This is a genomic window from Stutzerimonas marianensis, from assembly GCF_022810315.1.
Lineage (GTDB): Bacteria > Pseudomonadota > Gammaproteobacteria > Pseudomonadales > Pseudomonadaceae > Stutzerimonas > Stutzerimonas marianensis.
This window is the reverse complement of the sequence record NZ_JALGRD010000004.1, coordinates 32815-50024: the sequence shown is the minus strand read 5'-3', so window position 1 is coordinate 50024 and position 17210 is coordinate 32815. Positions and strand designations below refer to the sequence as shown.

At 63.0% G+C, this 17210-nt stretch carries 20 protein-coding genes; 3 read left to right on the top strand and 17 right to left on the bottom strand.

The genetic code is table 11. The features are described 5' to 3' along the window. Positions 1-10 precede the first annotated feature (10 nt). From MST27_RS07980 to pdxB, 7 genes are all read right to left on the bottom strand, one after another. Complete coding sequence (locus MST27_RS07980) at positions 11-784, bottom strand: ABC transporter permease (protein WP_243605443.1); 774 nt, start codon at positions 782-784, stop codon at positions 11-13. Beyond that, entirely contained in the window at positions 784-1527 is a 744-nt protein-coding gene (locus tag MST27_RS07975) for an ABC transporter ATP-binding protein (protein WP_243605442.1), read from the bottom strand. The genes MST27_RS07980 and MST27_RS07975 overlap by 1 nt, the downstream gene beginning before the upstream one ends. 96 nt (positions 1528-1623) lie before the next feature. Further along, positions 1624-2613, bottom strand: coding sequence for an ABC transporter substrate-binding protein (locus tag MST27_RS07970; protein ID WP_243605441.1), 990 nt, complete (start codon positions 2611-2613; stop codon positions 1624-1626). Between the two features lie 184 nt (positions 2614-2797). Continuing rightward, positions 2798-3397, bottom strand: a complete 600-nt coding sequence (recR, locus tag MST27_RS07965) for a recombination mediator RecR (protein WP_243605440.1) — start codon at positions 3395-3397, stop codon at positions 2798-2800. Between the two features lie 124 nt (positions 3398-3521). Continuing rightward, positions 3522-3848, bottom strand: coding sequence for a YbaB/EbfC family nucleoid-associated protein (locus MST27_RS07960; protein WP_243605439.1), 327 nt, complete (start codon positions 3846-3848; stop codon positions 3522-3524). Between the two features lie 15 nt (positions 3849-3863). After that, on the bottom strand, positions 3864-5873 hold the full coding sequence (dnaX, locus tag MST27_RS07955) for a DNA polymerase III subunit gamma/tau (RefSeq protein ID WP_243605438.1): 2010 nt from the start codon (positions 5871-5873) through the stop codon (positions 3864-3866). Positions 5874-5959: 86 nt separating this feature from the next. Beyond that, a complete protein-coding gene (gene pdxB / locus MST27_RS07950; RefSeq protein ID WP_243605437.1) occupies positions 5960-7108 on the bottom strand; it encodes a 4-phosphoerythronate dehydrogenase PdxB in 1149 nt (382 codons plus the stop codon). Positions 7109-7228: 120 nt separating this feature from the next. Here pdxB and MST27_RS07945 point away from each other — a divergent pair, with 120 nt between their 5' ends. Next, positions 7229-8614 (top strand): MATE family efflux transporter, encoded by a 1386-nt coding sequence (locus MST27_RS07945; protein WP_275973131.1) that lies wholly within the window; start codon positions 7229-7231, stop codon positions 8612-8614. On the opposite strand, the gene MST27_RS07940 is transcribed toward MST27_RS07945, so the two are convergent. Next, complete coding sequence (locus MST27_RS07940) at positions 8611-9366, bottom strand: sulfite exporter TauE/SafE family protein (RefSeq protein ID WP_243605436.1); 756 nt, start codon at positions 9364-9366, stop codon at positions 8611-8613. The two genes, MST27_RS07945 and MST27_RS07940, sit on opposite strands and share 4 nt — an antisense overlap. A 105-nt stretch (positions 9367-9471) precedes the next feature. On the opposite strand from MST27_RS07940, the gene MST27_RS07935 reads away from it, so the two are divergent. Continuing rightward, positions 9472-10428, top strand: coding sequence for a LysR family transcriptional regulator (locus tag MST27_RS07935; protein WP_243605435.1), 957 nt, complete (start codon positions 9472-9474; stop codon positions 10426-10428). A gap of 10 nt (positions 10429-10438) precedes the next feature. On the opposite strand, the gene MST27_RS07930 is transcribed toward MST27_RS07935, so the two are convergent. Together MST27_RS07930 and speE are read right to left on the bottom strand one after the other, a co-directional pair. Beyond that, positions 10439-10780: a ribonuclease E inhibitor RraB gene (locus MST27_RS07930; protein WP_243605434.1), complete on the bottom strand. Its 342-nt coding sequence runs from the start codon at positions 10778-10780 to the stop codon at positions 10439-10441. 342 nt (positions 10781-11122) lie between these two features. Further along, positions 11123-11983, bottom strand: coding sequence for a polyamine aminopropyltransferase (gene speE, locus MST27_RS07925; protein ID WP_243605433.1), 861 nt, complete (start codon positions 11981-11983; stop codon positions 11123-11125). A gap of 165 nt (positions 11984-12148) precedes the next feature. On the opposite strand from speE, the gene MST27_RS07920 reads away from it, so the two are divergent. Then, the gene (locus tag MST27_RS07920; RefSeq protein WP_243605432.1) at positions 12149-13081 is read left to right on the top strand and encodes a DNA-3-methyladenine glycosylase family protein; all 933 of its coding nucleotides are present in this window, start codon (positions 12149-12151) and stop codon (positions 13079-13081) included. Here MST27_RS07920 and MST27_RS07915 read toward each other — a convergent pair. The 7 genes from MST27_RS07915 to MST27_RS07885 form a co-directional block, all read right to left on the bottom strand. Continuing rightward, a complete protein-coding gene (locus MST27_RS07915; protein WP_243605742.1) occupies positions 13038-13562 on the bottom strand; it encodes a histidine phosphatase family protein in 525 nt (174 codons plus the stop codon). The genes MST27_RS07920 and MST27_RS07915 overlap by 44 nt on opposite strands. Positions 13563-13606: 44 nt before the next feature. Continuing rightward, complete coding sequence (locus MST27_RS07910; protein ID WP_243605431.1) at positions 13607-13798, bottom strand: PLD nuclease N-terminal domain-containing protein; 192 nt, start codon at positions 13796-13798, stop codon at positions 13607-13609. A 3-nt stretch (positions 13799-13801) separates the two neighbouring features. Next, complete coding sequence (locus MST27_RS07905) at positions 13802-14014, bottom strand: PLD nuclease N-terminal domain-containing protein (protein WP_243605430.1); 213 nt, start codon at positions 14012-14014, stop codon at positions 13802-13804. Between the two features lie 73 nt (positions 14015-14087). After that, entirely contained in the window at positions 14088-14771 is a 684-nt protein-coding gene (gene mtnC / locus MST27_RS07900) for an acireductone synthase (RefSeq protein WP_243605741.1), read from the bottom strand. 2 nt (positions 14772-14773) lie between these two features. Further along, positions 14774-15319: a 1,2-dihydroxy-3-keto-5-methylthiopentene dioxygenase gene (locus tag MST27_RS07895; RefSeq protein ID WP_243605429.1), complete on the bottom strand. Its 546-nt coding sequence runs from the start codon at positions 15317-15319 to the stop codon at positions 14774-14776. Positions 15320-15397: 78 nt separating this feature from the next. Then, complete coding sequence (locus tag MST27_RS07890; protein ID WP_243605428.1) at positions 15398-16018, bottom strand: methylthioribulose 1-phosphate dehydratase; 621 nt, start codon at positions 16016-16018, stop codon at positions 15398-15400. Beyond that, complete coding sequence (locus MST27_RS07885; RefSeq protein WP_243605427.1) at positions 16015-17163, bottom strand: MFS transporter; 1149 nt, start codon at positions 17161-17163, stop codon at positions 16015-16017. The genes MST27_RS07890 and MST27_RS07885 overlap by 4 nt, the downstream gene beginning before the upstream one ends. Between the last annotated feature and the right edge of the window lie 47 nt (positions 17164-17210).

The following is a 17210-nucleotide window of genomic DNA, read 5'->3' as shown; positions in this document are numbered from 1 at the left end:
GGCATCCTCCTCACACGTACTGGTAGCGGAGCATCCGTTGCTTGAATTTTTCCAGCACGACCTGATCGATGATCGTGGCCAGAATCGCGATGACCAGGATGTTCATCATCACCCCGGTCATGTCGGCAATCTCACCCGAATAAGCCAGCGAGCGACCCAATCCCTGACCGAAGCCTATGAGCATCTCGGCGGAGATCAGCGCGCGCCAGGCATTGCCAAAGGCCAGTTGCGCGCCGGTGATCAGTTCCGGCATCACGGCGGGCAGATAGACACGCTTGAGCAACTGCCAACGCGACGCGCCCATGACGCGAGCCGCCGAAACATGAACGGGCTGAACGCTCTCGGTTGCGTTCATCACTGACAGGGCCATCGGGAAGAAGGCCGCCAGTGCGACCACAACGATGATCGGCAGATTGCCGAAGCCCATCACGATCAGAAACAACGGAACCCAGGCGATCGACGGAATCGACTGGAGGATGACAATTGCCGAGCGAAGGATTTCGCGGAAGAAAAACAGCACCCCACCGACCAGACCGAAGCCGATGCCGAACAGCAAGGCAAAGCTGTAGCCGCTGCCCAGGCGGCTCATGCTGCCATACAGCCCGTCACGAAACTCCGGTTCCTGAACCGTCGCAAGCAGGCGCTCGAACACAGTGGGAATGCCCGGCATGAGGAAGGCAGGCAGGCTCCACGCAGCGGCCTGCCAGATAAGCAGAATGAAGGCTACGGCCAGAACGACTGCAAGGTACTTTTTCGGACCGGTTAAACGACGTCCCTGGCTCATCAGTGCCCCACCTCGGTCTTGATGCCCAGCAGGCTGAGGATCTCGCGTCGCTCTGCTGCAAACTCGGACAGATCGTGGCTTTTTTCGCAGTGCGTGAAATTGAAGGTTTTCAGCACCCGTGCCGGACGTGCGCTGAACACCAGGATGTGGTCGGCCAGGTAAAGCGCCTCGTCCACGTCGTGGGTAACCAGCAGGACGGTCGGCTGGTGTTCGTCGATCAGTTCGCGCAACACATCCTGAAGCGCCATGCGCGTCAGTGCGTCGAGCGCGCCGAAAGGCTCATCCAGCAGTAGCACTTCCGGCTTGGCGATGAAGGCACGGGCCAGCGCGGTACGCTGGCGCATGCCACCCGAGACCTGGTGCGGATAGTAGTGTTCGAAGCCTTCGAGGCTTACCCGTGCCAGCCAGGCCCGGGCCTGTTCGAATGCGCTTGCCTTGGACACCCCTTGGAGCTCCAGTGCCATGGCCACGTTGGCCTCCAGGCTGAGCCAGGGGTACAGCGCGTGCTCCTGGAACACCAGGGTACGACTGGGGTTCGGGCCCGGAACCCGCTTGCCGTCGGCCAGCACCTGCCCAGCGGTCGGGTTCTCCAGGCCGGCAACCAGATGCAGCAAGGTGGACTTGCCACAGCCGGAGGGCCCCACCAAGGCGACCAACTCACCCTGGGCAAACTCGCCACTGAAACCCTTGATGACTTCCAATTGCCCGAATTGCTTGTCTACGTTCTCGAACCTGAGCTGCATGCCTTTACTGCCACCTCGATGACTGCCCCTCTCGTGGGGCTCAATGACAATGCCCGGCACGAGGCCGGGCAATGTGATAGCGCTGAAATGTCGCTGTCAGAGTTCGCGAGCCTGCTGCCAGGACAGGTCGAGAATGGCGCTGGTGTCGAAAGGCTTGCCATCACGCGTTTTCAGCGAGCCCAGCTCCTGCAGGATGTCGGCAAGTTCCTGAATCCGCGCCAGATCCTCCTCGCCGAGCTTGGCGCTGAAAGTCTGGGTGGCAATTGCCTCTTCGATAACGGTCTCGCGTGGCAGGTCACCACGATTGAGCGTCTTGAGCGTCGGCTCGGCAATGAAGTAATCGGCGATCAGCTTGGCCGCTTCGGCCGGCTGGTTTTCCAGCATGGCGATCGCTTCGCGCTGGGCGTCGAGCGACTTCCACACGGCCTCCTTGCGCTTCTCCAGCGTCTCGCCAGAGGTGATCACGACCATGCAGGGGAACGGCCAGACTTCACCAATCTCGTAGACCTGCTTGACGGGCGCGACCAGTTGAGCAATGCGGTCATAGGGCTCGAACAGGAAGGCTGCATCGGCTCGGCCGGACACCAGCGACTGAACCGCTACCGCCGGGCTGGTACCCATGATGTTGACGTCGCTCGGCTTCAGACCGGCCGACTTGAAGGTCACGCCGCGCAAGACAGCGTCGGCAGTGCTGCCTTCCTTCTGTGACGCAAGGATATGGCCCTTGAGGTCAGCCACGTCCTCGATCCCGGTGCCTTCGCGTGCCACGATGGAGTGATAGCCCTGCTGCGCGCCACCCACCACCTTGAGGTCCGCCCCCTTCGAGGCCCAGGCGACCGCGTTGGTGAAGCCCAGCACGCCCGTGTCCAGCTGCCCGCCCACGATCGCCTTGATCAAGTCGGTGCCGGAGCTGAATTCCACCAGCTCGACATCCAGCCCATGCTTTTTATACAGCTCCGCCTCGTGAGCGACCATGGCTTGAGCGTCGTCCATCACGCGGATGTAGCCAACCTTGAACTTTTCTTCGGCCTGCGCGAATGCGCTGACCAACAACAGAGCGGGAACCAGCCAATGCCTTGCTTTCATCTCAACCTCACGACACGCAGCGACGGGAAGCCTTATAACCAAAACGAAGCCATATGTTCGATTTAGTTATTAGCTGTTAATGGCTTAGAACTTTACATCAAGCCGAGGTCGAGCGGCACTATCAGATAGCCATATGCCGCTAACTCTTGGTTATGAGATAAGCACGATCAAGAACCGAGTCGCGTCACAGGGTGATGGTCTTTCGGCCTGCGAAGGCGTGAGCCAGCGTGCCGCCGTCCACGAGGTCCAGCTCGCCGCCAAGCGGCACGCCATGCGCAATGCGAGTGAGCCTGAGCCCTTTGGGAATCAGCAACTGAGCGATGTAATGGGCCGTCGCCTCGCCCTCTACGGTAGGGTTCGTCGCCAGGATTGCCTCGCTGAAATTACCGTCGCTGACACGGACCAGCAGTTCAGGAATGCCGATGGCCTCAGGCCCGAGGCCATCGAGCGGCGACAGATGACCTTTGAGCACGAAATAGCGCCCACGAAAACCGGTTTGCTCGACGGCAAATACGTCGACAGGGCTCTGTACGATGCACAGCAACGAGTCGTCCCGCCGCGGGTCGGCACACTGCGAGCAAATGTCATCTTCGCTCAGCGTGCGGCACTGACGACAATAGCCAACACGTTCCATTGCCTGGGTCAGCGCCTGGGCCAGGCGCAGCCCGCCGCTGCGATCTCGCTCGAGCATCTGCAGGGCCATGCGCTGGGCAGTCTTCTGGCCAACCCCGGGAAGAATGCGCAAGGCATCGATGAGTTGACGAATCAGGGGGCTGAAGCTCATGTAGGTCTCAACGCTGGAAGCTGGAAGCTGGAAGCTGGAAGCTGGAAGCTGGTCAGCATACCGGCCATGTGCGAACACTCGGCACATCTCCGTTCCGGCTTCCCGCTCCCCCCTTGGGGCTGTTTTAGAACGGCATCTTGAAGCCCGGCGGCAGCTGCATGCCTTCGGTCATCCCGGCCATCTTCTCTTTGCTGTTCTGCTCGATCTTGCGTACCGCATCGTTCACCGCAGCCGCGACCAGATCTTCGAGAATCTCCTTGTCCTCCTGCATCAGACTGTCATCGAGACTGACGCGCTTGACATCATGGCGCCCGTTCATGACCACGCTGACCAGCCCTGCACCGGATTGCCCGGTAACCTCGGCATTCGCCAGCTCTTCCTGCATCTTCTGCATCTTTTCTTGCATTTGCTGCGCCTGCTTCATCAGGCCAGCCATGCCACCTTTGATCATGGGTTCTACCTCTTGTCAGGGTACGGGTTGCTCTATGGGCTCAATGGTGCCGTCACGAATGACCGCCGCGAACTGCTGCATCAACTGTTGGACCAGCGGGTCGCTCTGAATGGACCGCTCGGCCTCCCGCTGTCGCTCATTACGGCGTCGCGCCGCGGCTTGTGCGGGGGTTTCCTGTTCCGGCGTCTGCAGTTCGATATCCAGGTGCAGCTTGCGGCCATGGAATTCGTTAAGCGCCTCGTTGAGGCGTCGATGTTGCGTCGCGTTGAACAGTGCACTCTGGGCCGGATCGAGGTGCATCAGCCAGCGGTCGCCTTCGACCAATATCAACGTGCAGTTCGCCGCGATACTGCCGGTGAGGCCGGTCAGACCGAGCTTCAGATACAGATCCAACCACTGTGCCGCCAGCCCCGTCGCGGGCTGCACCGCCGGCGCGGGTTCGGCGACGGGCCGTTCCTCCGGCAGGTCGTCGAGACTCTCCAGGAACGCTTCGGCCTGGGTCTCGACTTCGAAGTAGTCCTCGTCGGTGAGGGGCGGCTCGTCGTCATCCGGCTCGCTGACCTCGATCACCGTGGCGTGGTGCTCGGCAGGCTGCGAAATGGTCGCGATGACGGCATCATGCTCGACGGCGACAGGCGGCGTGGGCGGAGGCTCGTCCCAGGGCACGTCAACCTTTGGCGGCGACGACTCGGCCGGCGCCGTTATCTGAACGTCTGATTGCTCGGGCACGGCCTCGCTGAGCGGGTTTGATTCGGCGGCAGGCGCAGCAGCCGGTGGCGCGCTTGCTGGCCCGGCAGGCGTGGGCTGCGCGGCTGCGACAGGTTCGGCGGCGGGCTTGGGTGCTGGTATCGGCTTGACGGCCACCGGTGCTGGGCCGGGATCAGCCGTGGCCGGGCTGACCCCCAGGTTCTTTAGCGATGTTCGAGGCGCACCCTCGGCATCGGCGGGCCGGAAAGCAAGCATGCGCAGCAGCACCATCTCGAAGCCACTGCGAGGGTCGGGCGCCAGGGGCAGGTCGCGCCGCCCGATGAGCCCCATCTGGTAATAGAACTGCACGTCTTCGGCGGGTAGCGCCTGAGCAAGTGCCAGTACCCGCTCGCGATCGCCCTGCCCGTTATCGACGGCTTCGGGCAGCGCCTGGGCAACCGCCACGCGGTGTAGCACGTTGAGCATCTCGGCCAGCACACCGCCCCAGTCGGGCCCTTGCTCGGCCAGGTGCCGGACTGCCTCGAGCAACTCCCGTGCGTCACCTTCCAGCAAGGCCTGCAGAACCCCGTATACCTGGCCGTGATCGAGCGTGCCCAGCATGCTGCGTACATCCGCAGCCAATACCTTTCCCTCGCCGAAGGCGATCGCCTGGTCGGTCAGGCTCATCGCATCGCGCATCGAGCCGTCAGCGGCACGCCCGAGCAACCAGAGCGCATCCTCTTCGAAGGGTACCTGTTCAGCACCCAGCACATGTTGCAGATGCTCGACCACTCGTTCGGGGGGCATGTTCTTCAGTGAGAACTGCAGGCAGCGCGACAGGATCGTCACAGGCAGTTTCTGCGGGTCGGTTGTCGCCAGGAGGAATTTGACGTGCGGTGGCGGCTCCTCCAGCGTCTTCAGCAGTGCGTTGAACGAGTGAGACGAAAGCATGTGCACTTCGTCGATCAGATAGACCTTGAAGCGGCCACGCGTGGGCGAGTACTGGACGTTGTCCAGCAGCTCGCGGGTATCTTCAACCTTGGTGCGACTCGCGGCATCGACCTCGATCAGGTCGACGAAGCGGCCCTCGTCGATTTCGCGGCACACCGAGCATTGCCCGCAGGGCGTCGAGCTGACTCCGGTCTCGCAGTTCAGGCACTTGGCGATGATGCGTGCGATGGTGGTCTTGCCCACGCCGCGCGTACCGGTGAACAGGTAGGCATGGTGCAGGCGCTGGCTGTCCAAGGCGTTGATCAGGGCCTTGAGCACATGCGTCTGGCCGACCATTTCGCGGAACGAGCGTGGACGCCATTTTCGGGCGAGGACCTGATAACTCATAACACCATCGCGGCTAAAGCAGAGGACGGGTAATGCTAGCGGAGCAGCCCGGAAAATGCATCCGGCCTGTCAGTCCGGCGCCCCGTTCATCGCTTGAGCAAGGTGGCGCCGAGCGCGCCGATCACGCGCTCGAGTGCCGGGTTGTCACCATTGAGTGCGACCTGCAGCCCATCGATCTCCCGACGCGGCGGGTATTGCTTGCGCAGATAATCGAAACCGGCCCGTCTTTCGGCTTCATCGCCCGCCAGACTGCGTCGAAAGGCGGCATCGTCGCTGCGCGGGTCATATACCGCGCGACATAATGTTGCCAGCAGCTGTTCGGTGCCGGCGCTCTTGTCGAACCACAGCCCCTGCAGGGGGGCATCCGGCATGAGCGAGGCCAGCTCGACCGTTGGCTTACTGCCCTGGGCGGCACAAAACGCCTGGTAGACCTGCGCCGTGCCCCGGAGCTTGCCGTCCAGGCTGTAGCCGGCGACATGCGGCGTCGCGATCCAGCACAGCTCAGCCAAGGCGACATCGACCTGCGGCTCGCCCTCCCAGACATCGAGCACAGCCTGGATGTCCGCGCGGCTCGCCAGCTCTCGACGCAGTGCCGCGTTGTCCACCACGGCGCCACGGCTGGCATTGATCAGCCAGGCTCCCGGGCGCAACCGTTGCAAGCGCGCCTCGTCGAACAGGTGGAAGGTCGAGTGTTCACCGTGCAGCGTCAGGGGGGTGTGCAGGCTGATCACGTCGCATTCGGCGATGATGTCCTGCAACTCGACGAACTCACCCACTTCGCGAGCTTGCCGGGGCGGGTCGCAGACCCGCACGTCCCAGCCCAAGCCTCTCAGCACCTCCACCAGCCGACCACCGACCTCACCTGCCCCGACCACGCCATAACGCCTATCGGCAAGCGAGACGCCCTCACCTTCGGCCAGCGCAAGCAGGCTACCCAGCACGTAATCGACGACCCCTCGCGCATTGCAGCCCGGTGCGCTCGACCAGGCAATTCCCGCCTGGTCGAGGTAGTCCAGATCCAGATGATCGGTCCCGATGGTACAGGTGCCAACGAAATGCACCGGACTGCCCTCCAGCAGCTCGCGATCGACGCGGGTCACAGAGCGAACCAGAAGGATGTCGGCCTGTGCCACCGCAGCTCGGTTGATGCTGCGGCCCGCCATGCGCCGGATCTCACCGAGCTCGCCGAAGAAGGCGTCGACCAGAGGGATATTTTCGTCAGCAAGGATTCGCATCGATCGGCTCCATCGGTAATCGCGCCATTCTAGACCGGTGCAGCGCTTGGCGCTGCCTTCCGAAGCTCGGAGTGGCGGCGTAGACTAGCGCGCCTCCTGTATACAATCGGATCGTCCTGCATGCCAACTGAGTCAAGACTCAGACGGGTTCGCCTAGAACTGCGCACCCTGTTCGCCCTCGCCCTGCCCATGATGATCGCGCAACTGGCCAATACCGCCATGGGCTTCGTCGATACGCTGATGGCCGGGCGTGTCAGCCCGCATGACCTGGCGGCAGTCGCACTCGGCAACTCCATCTGGGTACCGGTCTTCCTGCTGGTCACAGGTGTCATCCTGGTGACAACCCCCAACGTCGCGCAGCGCTTCGGCAAGGGCGAACAGCCGGAAATCGGCCTTTTGGTTCGCCAGGCGCTGTGGATGGGGTTCGGTATCGGCGTGCTGTTCGCCGCGTTGATGTGGAACGCCGAGCCAGTGCTCCACCTGATGAAAGTCGAACCGGCGCTGATCGAGCCGACCATGGCGTATCTGCGTGCCGTGGCCTGCGGCTTTCCCGCCGTTGCGCTGTACCAGGTGCTGCGCTGCTACAGCGATGGTTTGGGCCACACCCGTCCCAGCATGGTCATCGGCCTTCTCGCCCTCATGCTCAATGTGCCGCTCAACTACATCTTCATCTACGGGAAACTCGGCCTGCCGGCCATGGGAGGTGTCGGCTGCGGCTGGGCGACCGCCGTGGTCATGGCGTTCATGCTGTTCGCCATGCTTTTCTGGGTCCGCCGCGCGCCCTACTACCGACCGAGCGAGCTCTTCGCCCGATTCGACGCGCCGCACTGGCCGATGCTCCAGCACCTTCTGTCGGTGGGCGTGCCGATCGGCGTCGCGGTGTTCGCCGAGGCCAGCATCTTCTCGGTGATCGCGCTTCTGATCGGCGCCCTGGGTGCCACCGTCGTCGCAGGGCACCAGATCGCACTCAACTTCACCTCGCTGATCTTCATGATTCCGCTGTCGCTGGGCATGGCGATCACCGTGCGTATCGGGCAGGCACTCGGCCGTGACAAGCCGCGCGATGCGCGCTTCGTGGCGGGCGTAGGGATTGCGTCCAGCCTGGTTTACGCCTGCTTCTCGGCGGGGAGCATGCTGCTGTTCAGCGAACAGATCGCTCGCATCTACACGACCGATCCCGCAGTGATCGCGGTGGCCGCGAGCCTGTTCCTCTATGCCGCGCTGTTCCAGTTCTCGGATGTCGTCCAAGTAACGGCCGCAGGCGCGTTACGTGGCTATCAGGACACGCGAATGACCATGGTTTTCACGCTTTTCGCCTATTGGGGCATCGGCTTGCCGGTGGGCTATCTGCTTGGCCTGACCGACCGGATCGGTGAGGCGAGCGGACCGGCCGGGCTCTGGCAGGGTCTGATCGCCGGGCTTAGCTGCGCTGCGCTGCTTCTGACCGTCCGTCTCGTCCGCAGCGCGCGACGTGCCATTCGCGAACAGGAACGACGAATTGGCTAGACTTCCAACGCGAGCAGAATCGCGCTGAGCACGAGGAAGCCACTGAACAGCATGCGCAACAATCGCTCCGGCAGCGAATGGGCCAGTTTCACCCCAAGGCTGATGCTGAGGAGTCCGCCGACCGCAAGCGGCAGTCCCAATCCCCAATTCACCTGTCCATGGCTGGCATAGGTCGCCAACGTCACCGCCGTGCTGGGTGCCGCGAGCGACAAGGACAAGCCCTGCGCCACCACTTGCGAGGTACCGAAAATGGTGGTCAGTACAGGCGTCGCGAGCACGGCACCGCCCACACCGAACAGACCACCCAGCGCCCCGGCGCCCGCTCCGAGCGCACTCAACCAGGGCCAGGGATAGCGCAGTTCTGTTCCCCCCGGCTGAGGCTGTAGAAACGCGCGCAGCAGGGTGTAAGCGGCCAATGCCAGAAGAAACCCCACAAAGGCAATGCGCATCCGCCCGGCATCCAGCGAGACGGCCACCGCCGCGCCGCCAATGGCAAAGCAAAAACTGGTAACGCCCAAGGCAAGCGCGTGATGCAGGTTGATCCGGTTGCGCTGGTGATACCGCCAGATCGCCAGCAGCACATTCGGCACCACCATGACCAGGGCGGTGCCCTGAGCCACCTGCTGATCCAGCCCGAACAAGACCCCTACGACCGGAATCGCGATCAGCCCGCCGCCGATGCCGAACAGCCCCCCCAATGTCCCGAGTGCGAGACCGAGCATGACGTTCAACAGGATCGAGGCGAAATCCATCGTTACACTTCCAGGCAAAAACGCGATGCTACCGACGCAGCGCTAGCGGCGAAACGCACAGCCACGCACAATGGCTTTGCGTTATCAGCAAAGCGGAGCGATAGCATGCAAGCGGACAGCCTGACCCAGCAGTTTCGACTGTATCTGGACGTCCTCGAAACCGGCAGTTTTTCGGCGGCAGCCCGCCTATATGGGCTCACGCCTTCCGCCGTGGCTCGCCGTATCGATGCACTGGAAGCCTCGCTGCATTGCCAGCTGGTCAGCCGCAGCACTCATTCGGTCAAGCCGACCAGCGCCGGTCAGGCCTTTGCCGAGCGGGCGCGTCGAATCGTCCAGGAAATGCAGTTGGCACGCGCCGAGATGACGTCATTGCAGACCGCTCCGCAAGGCCGTATTCGTATCGACGCGCCTGCGCCGTTCGGACGCCGGCATCTGGCGCCGGCGCTGGCCGAATTTCTCCAGGCCTACCCTGGCGTCGATATCCAGCTTCGCCTGATCGACAGCTTCGTCGATCTGCAAGGTGAGCATCTCGGCGAGGTCGACCTCATCCTGCGCATCGGACCGTTGGCCGACACCCGACTGGTTGCGACGCCACTCGCGCCGATGGTACGGGTCGTCTGCGCCAGCCCAGCCTATCTGGAGCGCCGCGGCGTGCCGCGTTCAGTCGCAGAATTACCGGACCATGAAGGGCTCGATTGGGACGGGCTCGCCCCGCCGCACGCCTGGCGCTTCGAACATAACGGCAAGCGCCAGCATCTGCGCCCGCGACGGTTGCGCATGATCGCCAACAATGCCGAAGCGCTGCTCAGCGGTGCACTGGCCGGGCTGGGTGTCGCGCATCTGCCGACCTGGCTGATCAGCGATCATCTGCTGCGTGGCGACCTGCTACCGCTGTTCTGTGAGGAGGGTCTCCCCGCGCCCGAGGCGAGTGGCATCTATGCCCTGCGCCTGACTCGGGAAGCGGATTCGCGGCGACGGCTGCTGCTCGAATTTCTGAAAAACCGCTTCGGCCCGGTCCCTCCTTGGGACCAGGCGCTGCAGAACGGTTTGGCAATGGGCTGAGGAACGGATATCAGGCGTGACAGCCGCTGAGCTCTTGCGTCACGCCCCAGCCATCGACGACGCCCCCGAGGGGTTCGACGAGGTCTTCAAGATCCTGCTCGAACGCCCCGATACCATCGAAGGTGGCGTACATGACCTTGCTGACCTGCAGATCCCAGGCTCCATCGTCGCGCGGCGAAACCTGAGTATTGACGCTTTCACCGCGAAAATTGCTGGCCGCCGACAGGGCCTGCTCCTTGTCAGGAAAGACGGCATAGAACTCGATGGGATGGACACGGGCGAAATCGAATCCGCCCTCCTTCATACGCATCAGAACGTTGCTGCTGACATCCTCATGGAAGGTGGTACTCATAAAACAACCTCCTCTCAGCCTGGATGGTATCGACCCTGGAAAAAACCCGAGGGTAGGCGGGCAGACTCTACGGGAAGTGACGACCTCTCTGAGCGACGCGGCATTGTTGCGCGCTGAACTAAAGCTAGCAGCATGCGAGGCCGCTATACCAGCCCGTCTTGAATGACGAAGTCGAACCTGGGGAATCCGAGTGCCTCACTCAAGATAGAGCCCGCTCGCCTATGGCAGTTCCACCGGCACGGCCGGCGGCGTGACTACGCGGCGCGCAGCCCACAAAGCAAGACGGCCCGCACCGTTGCCGGGTGGGCCGTCCAAGCCGCGTCGCCGCGATCGGCTTATGAGTCAGTCGTTGGCGGGTTTGCCGATCGCCTGCAGCACATACTGCGGCAGCGCAAAGGCGCCCTGATGAATCGAAGGGTTGTAATAGCGGGTAACGATTCCCGCGCCTGCGAAGCGCTGGCTCAAGGTTTCGAGCGACAGTTTGCGGCTGGCGCCATCGCAGGCGCCCCAAGCGAAGGTCATCGCCCCACCGATATAGGTGGGGACGGCAGCTTGGTAGAAATGCCAATCGGGGAACAGGCCATTCATGCGCCGCGCCGTGGTCTGCACTTCGGACAGCTGCATGAATGGCGTACCGTTCTGTGTCACCAGGATTCCACCCTCGTTCAGGCAGCGGCGGCAAGCCTGATAGAAATTCTCGGAAAACAGGACTTCGCCGGGGCCGATCGGGTCGGTCGAATCGGAAATGATGACGTCGAACTTCTCGTCCGTAGTCGCCACGAAACGCATGCCGTCGTCGATGACCAGGTTCAGCCGTGGGTCTTCGAACGCGCCCTTCGAGTGCTCGGGCAGGAACTCCTTGCACATATCGACGACAGTGCCGTCGATTTCCACCATGGTGATGCTCTCGACGTCCCGATGCTTGGCCACTTCGCGCAGCATGCCGCCGTCGCCGCCACCAATGATAAGGACCCGCCGGGCCAGACCATGCGCCAGGATCGGCACGTGCGTCAGCATCTCGTGATAAATGAACTCATCCGCCTCGGTGGTCTGGATCACGCCATCAAGCGCCATCACGCGGCCCATTCGGGCATTTTCGAAGATAACCAGATGCTGGTGCTCGGTGCGCACCTCATGGAGCATCCTGTCGATGGTGAAGCGCTGTCCGTATCCCTCGTAGAGAGTTTCCTGGTAATCGCTCATGGGTGTCTCCCTGATGGATGGCGCACGAGGGCACGACGCGCCCGCGCCGATCACCCTTTGGCAAAGACGCGCATTCTACTTTGGTCATATGACAGGTGAAACCATCGAGCTTTTGAAAGCTTACTCGGTGAAGACAGGCCCATTGATCGGAGTTATGGTCCGTTCATGCACACGGTCAGACAGCTACCCTTCACACCCCCCTGGCGCTGGGCGCAGTTCCACCAGTACTTCAGCCTTCGCCTGATGCCCGGGGTCGAGACGCTGACGGAGGAGCGCTATGCGCGCACCCTTTCCGTCCATGGCCGCTCCGGCTGGCTGAGCGTGCGACCGGCGCGCACGTACCTCGAGCTGAGCGTCAGCGAAAGCTTGTGTGATCAGATGACCACTCTGACGGCGCTGGTACGCCGGGTTTTCGATCTGGACACCGACCCGGCAACGCTTGCCCGACATTTCGCGAACGATCCGCAGCTTGGACCACTGGTCGTCGCGACGCCTGGGCTACGCCTGCCCAGTGCCTTCGATCCCTTCGAAGTGGCGGTACGTGCCATTGTCGGCCAGCAGGTATCGGTGAAAGCCGCCGTGACCATCACCCGACGCCTGATCGAGCGGCTCGGGCAACCCATCACACCGCCACCCGAGGCGCCTGAGCTGCGCTGGCTGTTCCCCACCGCACAAGCGATCGCAAACGCCAGCCTCGAGGCTATCGACATGCCAGGCAAGCGCGTTGCGGCGCTGCAACACCTGGCAGGCGCCGTGTCCGATGGGTCATTGGTACTCACGCTTAACCAGAGCGTGGAAGAGCTGGTCGAGCGGCTGTGCCAGTTGCCCGGTGTCGGGCCGTGGACCGCCGAATACATCGCGCTTCGCGGATTCGCCGCGCCCGACGCCTTTCCCGCCGGCGACCTTGGGCTGTTAAGAGCACCGGTCTGGGGCGATGCGGGTATCAGCGCCAAGGCGCTCACTGCACGGGCCGAGGCCTGGCGCCCCTGGCGTGCCTATGCGGCGATGCACCTGTGGCACGCTTACGCAAGTGCGGAGCCGCGCCGTGCCCGGATCAAGGAGGAAGGATTCGTCCCAACAGGCGCACCGGCTCGCTGACCGGCAGTGCCAGGACGACCCCTTCACCGGAGCGGGGAAACACATCGGTCAACGCGGTAATGTTCACCTGGTGGCTCACCATGATCACCGGCCGACCACCCGGCAGGTCGTTGAGAAAGGCCTTAAGGCCGCGGGTCTGTTCGTCCGCCTGGCCGGAGCGGGCGAAAAAGGAATCCAGCAGGGGTAATGGTTCGACATCCCCGATGCCCATCTCGCGAGCCGTTTCAAGCGCGCGGCACCATCGGCTGCTTAACAGACGCGGCGAATCGATGCCCTGATCACGCAACAACTCGCCCCAGCGCCGCGCCTCCGCCCGACCAGCCTCGTTAAGATTGCGCTGGGTAGCGCAATCTTCCAGGACGAAGCCTGGCGGGTCGCCCAGTCCCGGAGCGGTGGCATGGCGCAACAACAGTACCGCGCGGCCCGTGCGCAATGCCTCCCAGGCGTCTGCCTGCTCAGCCTGCGCGGCCCCCATGGACATGCACAGCGCGCAGACCGACAAGCAACCGACCAGCCACCTTCTGATCACAGCTGCGCCCTACCCCGCGTTCTGGCTGCGACGAACCACATGATCAAGCCCACCACCGGCAACAGGCCGATCACCAGGCTCCAGATCAGCTTGCGTCCCCGCTCGATGCCACTACGCCAGACCTGCGCGATAGCGATCACGTCGAGCACAGCGACCAAAACGGCGAGCACGCCGCTCGCAGCCTCCATGGTTCAACGTCGAATTTCGCTACGTGCATCGGGCCGATTGCCGCGCGGGCCCATGATGCCCCAGATGATCAGGCCAAGAACCGGAAGGATCACGATCAACAGGACCCAAAGCGCTTTCTTGCCCGTCGTGCTGTCGCTGCGCAGGATGCTGACGATGGCCCAGATGTCCAAGGCCAGGATCAGCAGGCCAAAAATACCGCCGAAGGCATCGGTCATGATGAAGCTCCAAATAGGAAAGGGTTCATCATTAGGATGCCAGCGCGGTTTGAGGGTTCAGTTTGCCGACGGCTCAGTCAGCGCTCGGATCGATGGCGCTAAAACTGGCCACCGTCTTATGGCCCGGTAACTCACCGCCATTGCGCGCCAGGCCGCAGGTCTGCATCCCGGCCGCACGAGCGGCATCCAGCTCCTCGACTACATCAGACAGGAAAAGAACCTGCGCCGCCGGTAGGCCGATCGACTCGGCAATCCGCGCGTAAGACGCCGTCTCGCGCTTATGCCCGGAACCGGTATCGAAATAGCCGGAGAACAGCGGCGTGAGGTCACCGACCTCGGCGCAGCCAAAAATCAGCTTCTGCGCCTGGACCGAGCCGGAGGAATACACGTAAAGCCGATAGCCCTCGGCATGCCATTGACGCAACGCCTGGACGGCGTCGGGATAGACGTGGCCCTTCAGTTCGCCCGCCCGGTATCCCTCGGCCCAGACCATGCCTTGCAACGCCTTGAGCGAGGTTGCCTTGCGATCGATGGCGATCCAGTCAAGCAGGATCTGCACGACGCGGTCGACATCCGCATCCGTTTCGCCGCTTTCCTGGCGCACGGCTTCCAGCTGGGCCGCCACGGCCGGCTTATCAGCCTGCGCGCGAATGAACGCGGGCAGATGTTCCCGCGCGTAGGGGAACAGCACGTCGAAGACGAAACTGACTGCGCTCGTCGTCCCCTCGATATCGGTGAGGATGGCTTTGATCGGCACCGTCAATCCTCCAGGCGCGGGAAGCGACCCGCGATGTCTTCGCCCGTGAACTGTGCCACCCAGCCCTCGGGATTATTGAACAGGCGGATGGCGACGAAATGTGGGTTTTCGCCCATGTCAAACCAGTGACGGGTACCGGCTGGGACCGAGATCAGATCATTCTTCTCGCACAACACGGCGTAGACCTTGTCCTCGATATGCAACGTGAAGAGCCCACGCCCGGCGACGAAGAAGCGCACCTCATCTTCGGCATGGCGATGCTCCTCGAGAAACTTGGCGCGCAGCTCGGCCTTCTGCGGGTGGCTGCTGTCGAGGCTGATGACGTCGACCGTGACATACCCGCGCTCGGCCATCAGCCGGTCGATCTGCGGACGGTAGGCCGCGATCACCTCGTCGGGGCTCGCCCCTGCGCCAATGGGCTGACTGGCCTCCCAGCGTTCGAGCCGCACACCGACCTCGGCCAGCGTGGCGGCAATGTCCTCCACATGGGTGAGCACCTTGAGGGGCTGCTCGGGCATGGTGTCCTGATAGACGCTGAGTACGCTCATCCGGTTGGTCTCCGGCCCGGTCTCGCCCGGGCTTGCTCATGATTCATCGAAACGCGCGGCGGCCGCGCGTGGTTAGACTCAGCTGCGCTGCAGCTCGCGCATCTTGAGTTCGCACTCGAAGAGAAACTCGAACGCCTCGACCTGCCGAAGCGCATCGGTCATCTCGGTGCCCCAGGTGTAGAGGCCGTGCCCGCGAATCAGGTAGCCGACGCAGTCCGGATGCGCGTCCAGCCAGGGCTGCACCCGACTGGCCAGCCGTTCGATGTCCTGATCATTATCGAACACGGGCACCAGAACCTGGGATTCATGGGTCGACACGCCCTGGAAGGCCTTTTGCAACTCGTAATCGGCAAACACCAGCGAATCGCCGGGGCTGAGCCGTGACAGCACGGTGGCATTGACCGAATGCGTGTGCAGCACCGCACCGATGTCCGGCTTCCAACGGTAAAGCTGGGTGTGCAGCAACGTCTCGGCCGATGGTTTTTTGCCCGGTTCCAGGCTCGCACCGTCCATATCCACGGCGAGCAGGTCGTCGCTCCCCAACTGCCCCTTGTGCTTGCCCGAAACGGTCAACAGCACCTCGGCGCTGGTCAGGCGCGCCGAATAGTTGCTGCTCGTCGCCGGCGACCAGCCGCGACCATACAGAAAGCGCCCCGCCTCGATGATGGCCTGAGAGAGGCGTTCGCGAGTGGCTGTCATACCCGATTCTCCTGCGTTGGGATGGCAATGATAACGGCTGCTGCCGTGGCTGCCAGACTGGCGATCGCAAAGGTCCAGAGCGGGCCCAGGCTGGCCCAGCTGTAGCCCGAGTAAAGCGCGCCCAGAGCGCCGCCGATGCCGGCAACGGTTGCATAGAGCGCCTGCCCCTGGCCCTGTTGGCGATGGCCGAAGCTGCGTTGCACGAAGTGGATCGCCGCCGCATGAAAGCTGCCGAAGGTCGCGGCATGCATCAGCTGCGCGACCAACAGGACCGACAGATGGTCAGCCAGTGTGCCAAGCATCAGCCATCGAACCGCCGCGATGATGAAGCTGGCCAGCAGGACCTGGCGCAGCGAGAAACGCGCAAGCAACGGTGCCATTACCAGGAACAACAGGATTTCAGCCACCACACCAAGGGCCCAGAGCAGCCCGATGAGCCCTCGCCCATAACCAAGGGCCTCCAGATGCAGGCTGAGGAAGGTGTAGTAAGGGCTGTGGCTGACCTGCATCAGTCCGACGCAGGCGAAGAATGCCAGCACACCTGGGCGACACAGTTGGCGAATGAAACCGCCTTGCCCGATCGGCTCCGGGCGTTGTTCCGGCACCGCATCCGGTACCCAGGCGCTGGCGACCAGTATCCCGGCCATGATCGCCATCAGCGCTGCCGGATAGAGATCCAGGCCGAAGCGCTCGAACAGGCCACCCAGGCCAACGACCGCAAGGATGAAACCGATGCTGCCCCACAAACGTACCTGGCTGTAGCGAGCGGCCTGGTGCCGCAGGTGGGCCAGCGTGATTACCTCGAATTGCGGCAGCACGGCATGCCAGAAGAAGGCGTGCAGTGCCATCACCAGCGCAAGCCAGGCGTAGCGCTTGTCGAACAGAATCAGGCTGAACGACAACAGCGTACAGAGCGCTCCAATGCGTACGATCGCCAGACGCCGACCGGTCACATCGCCGAGCCAGCCCCAGAGATTGGGGGCCAGGCAACGCATCAGCATCGGGATCGCTACCAGTTCACCGATGCGCTCGGCGGAAAAGCCCAGGTGATCGAAATAGAGGCCCAGGAACGGAGCGACCGCGCCCAACACGGCGAAGTAGAACAGGTAAAAGCCGGACAGGCGCCAATACGGGATGCTTGCCATTGCGGTGGACGATACGGAGGGCCTGGTAGTCGAGCGAAGCCGCGGTG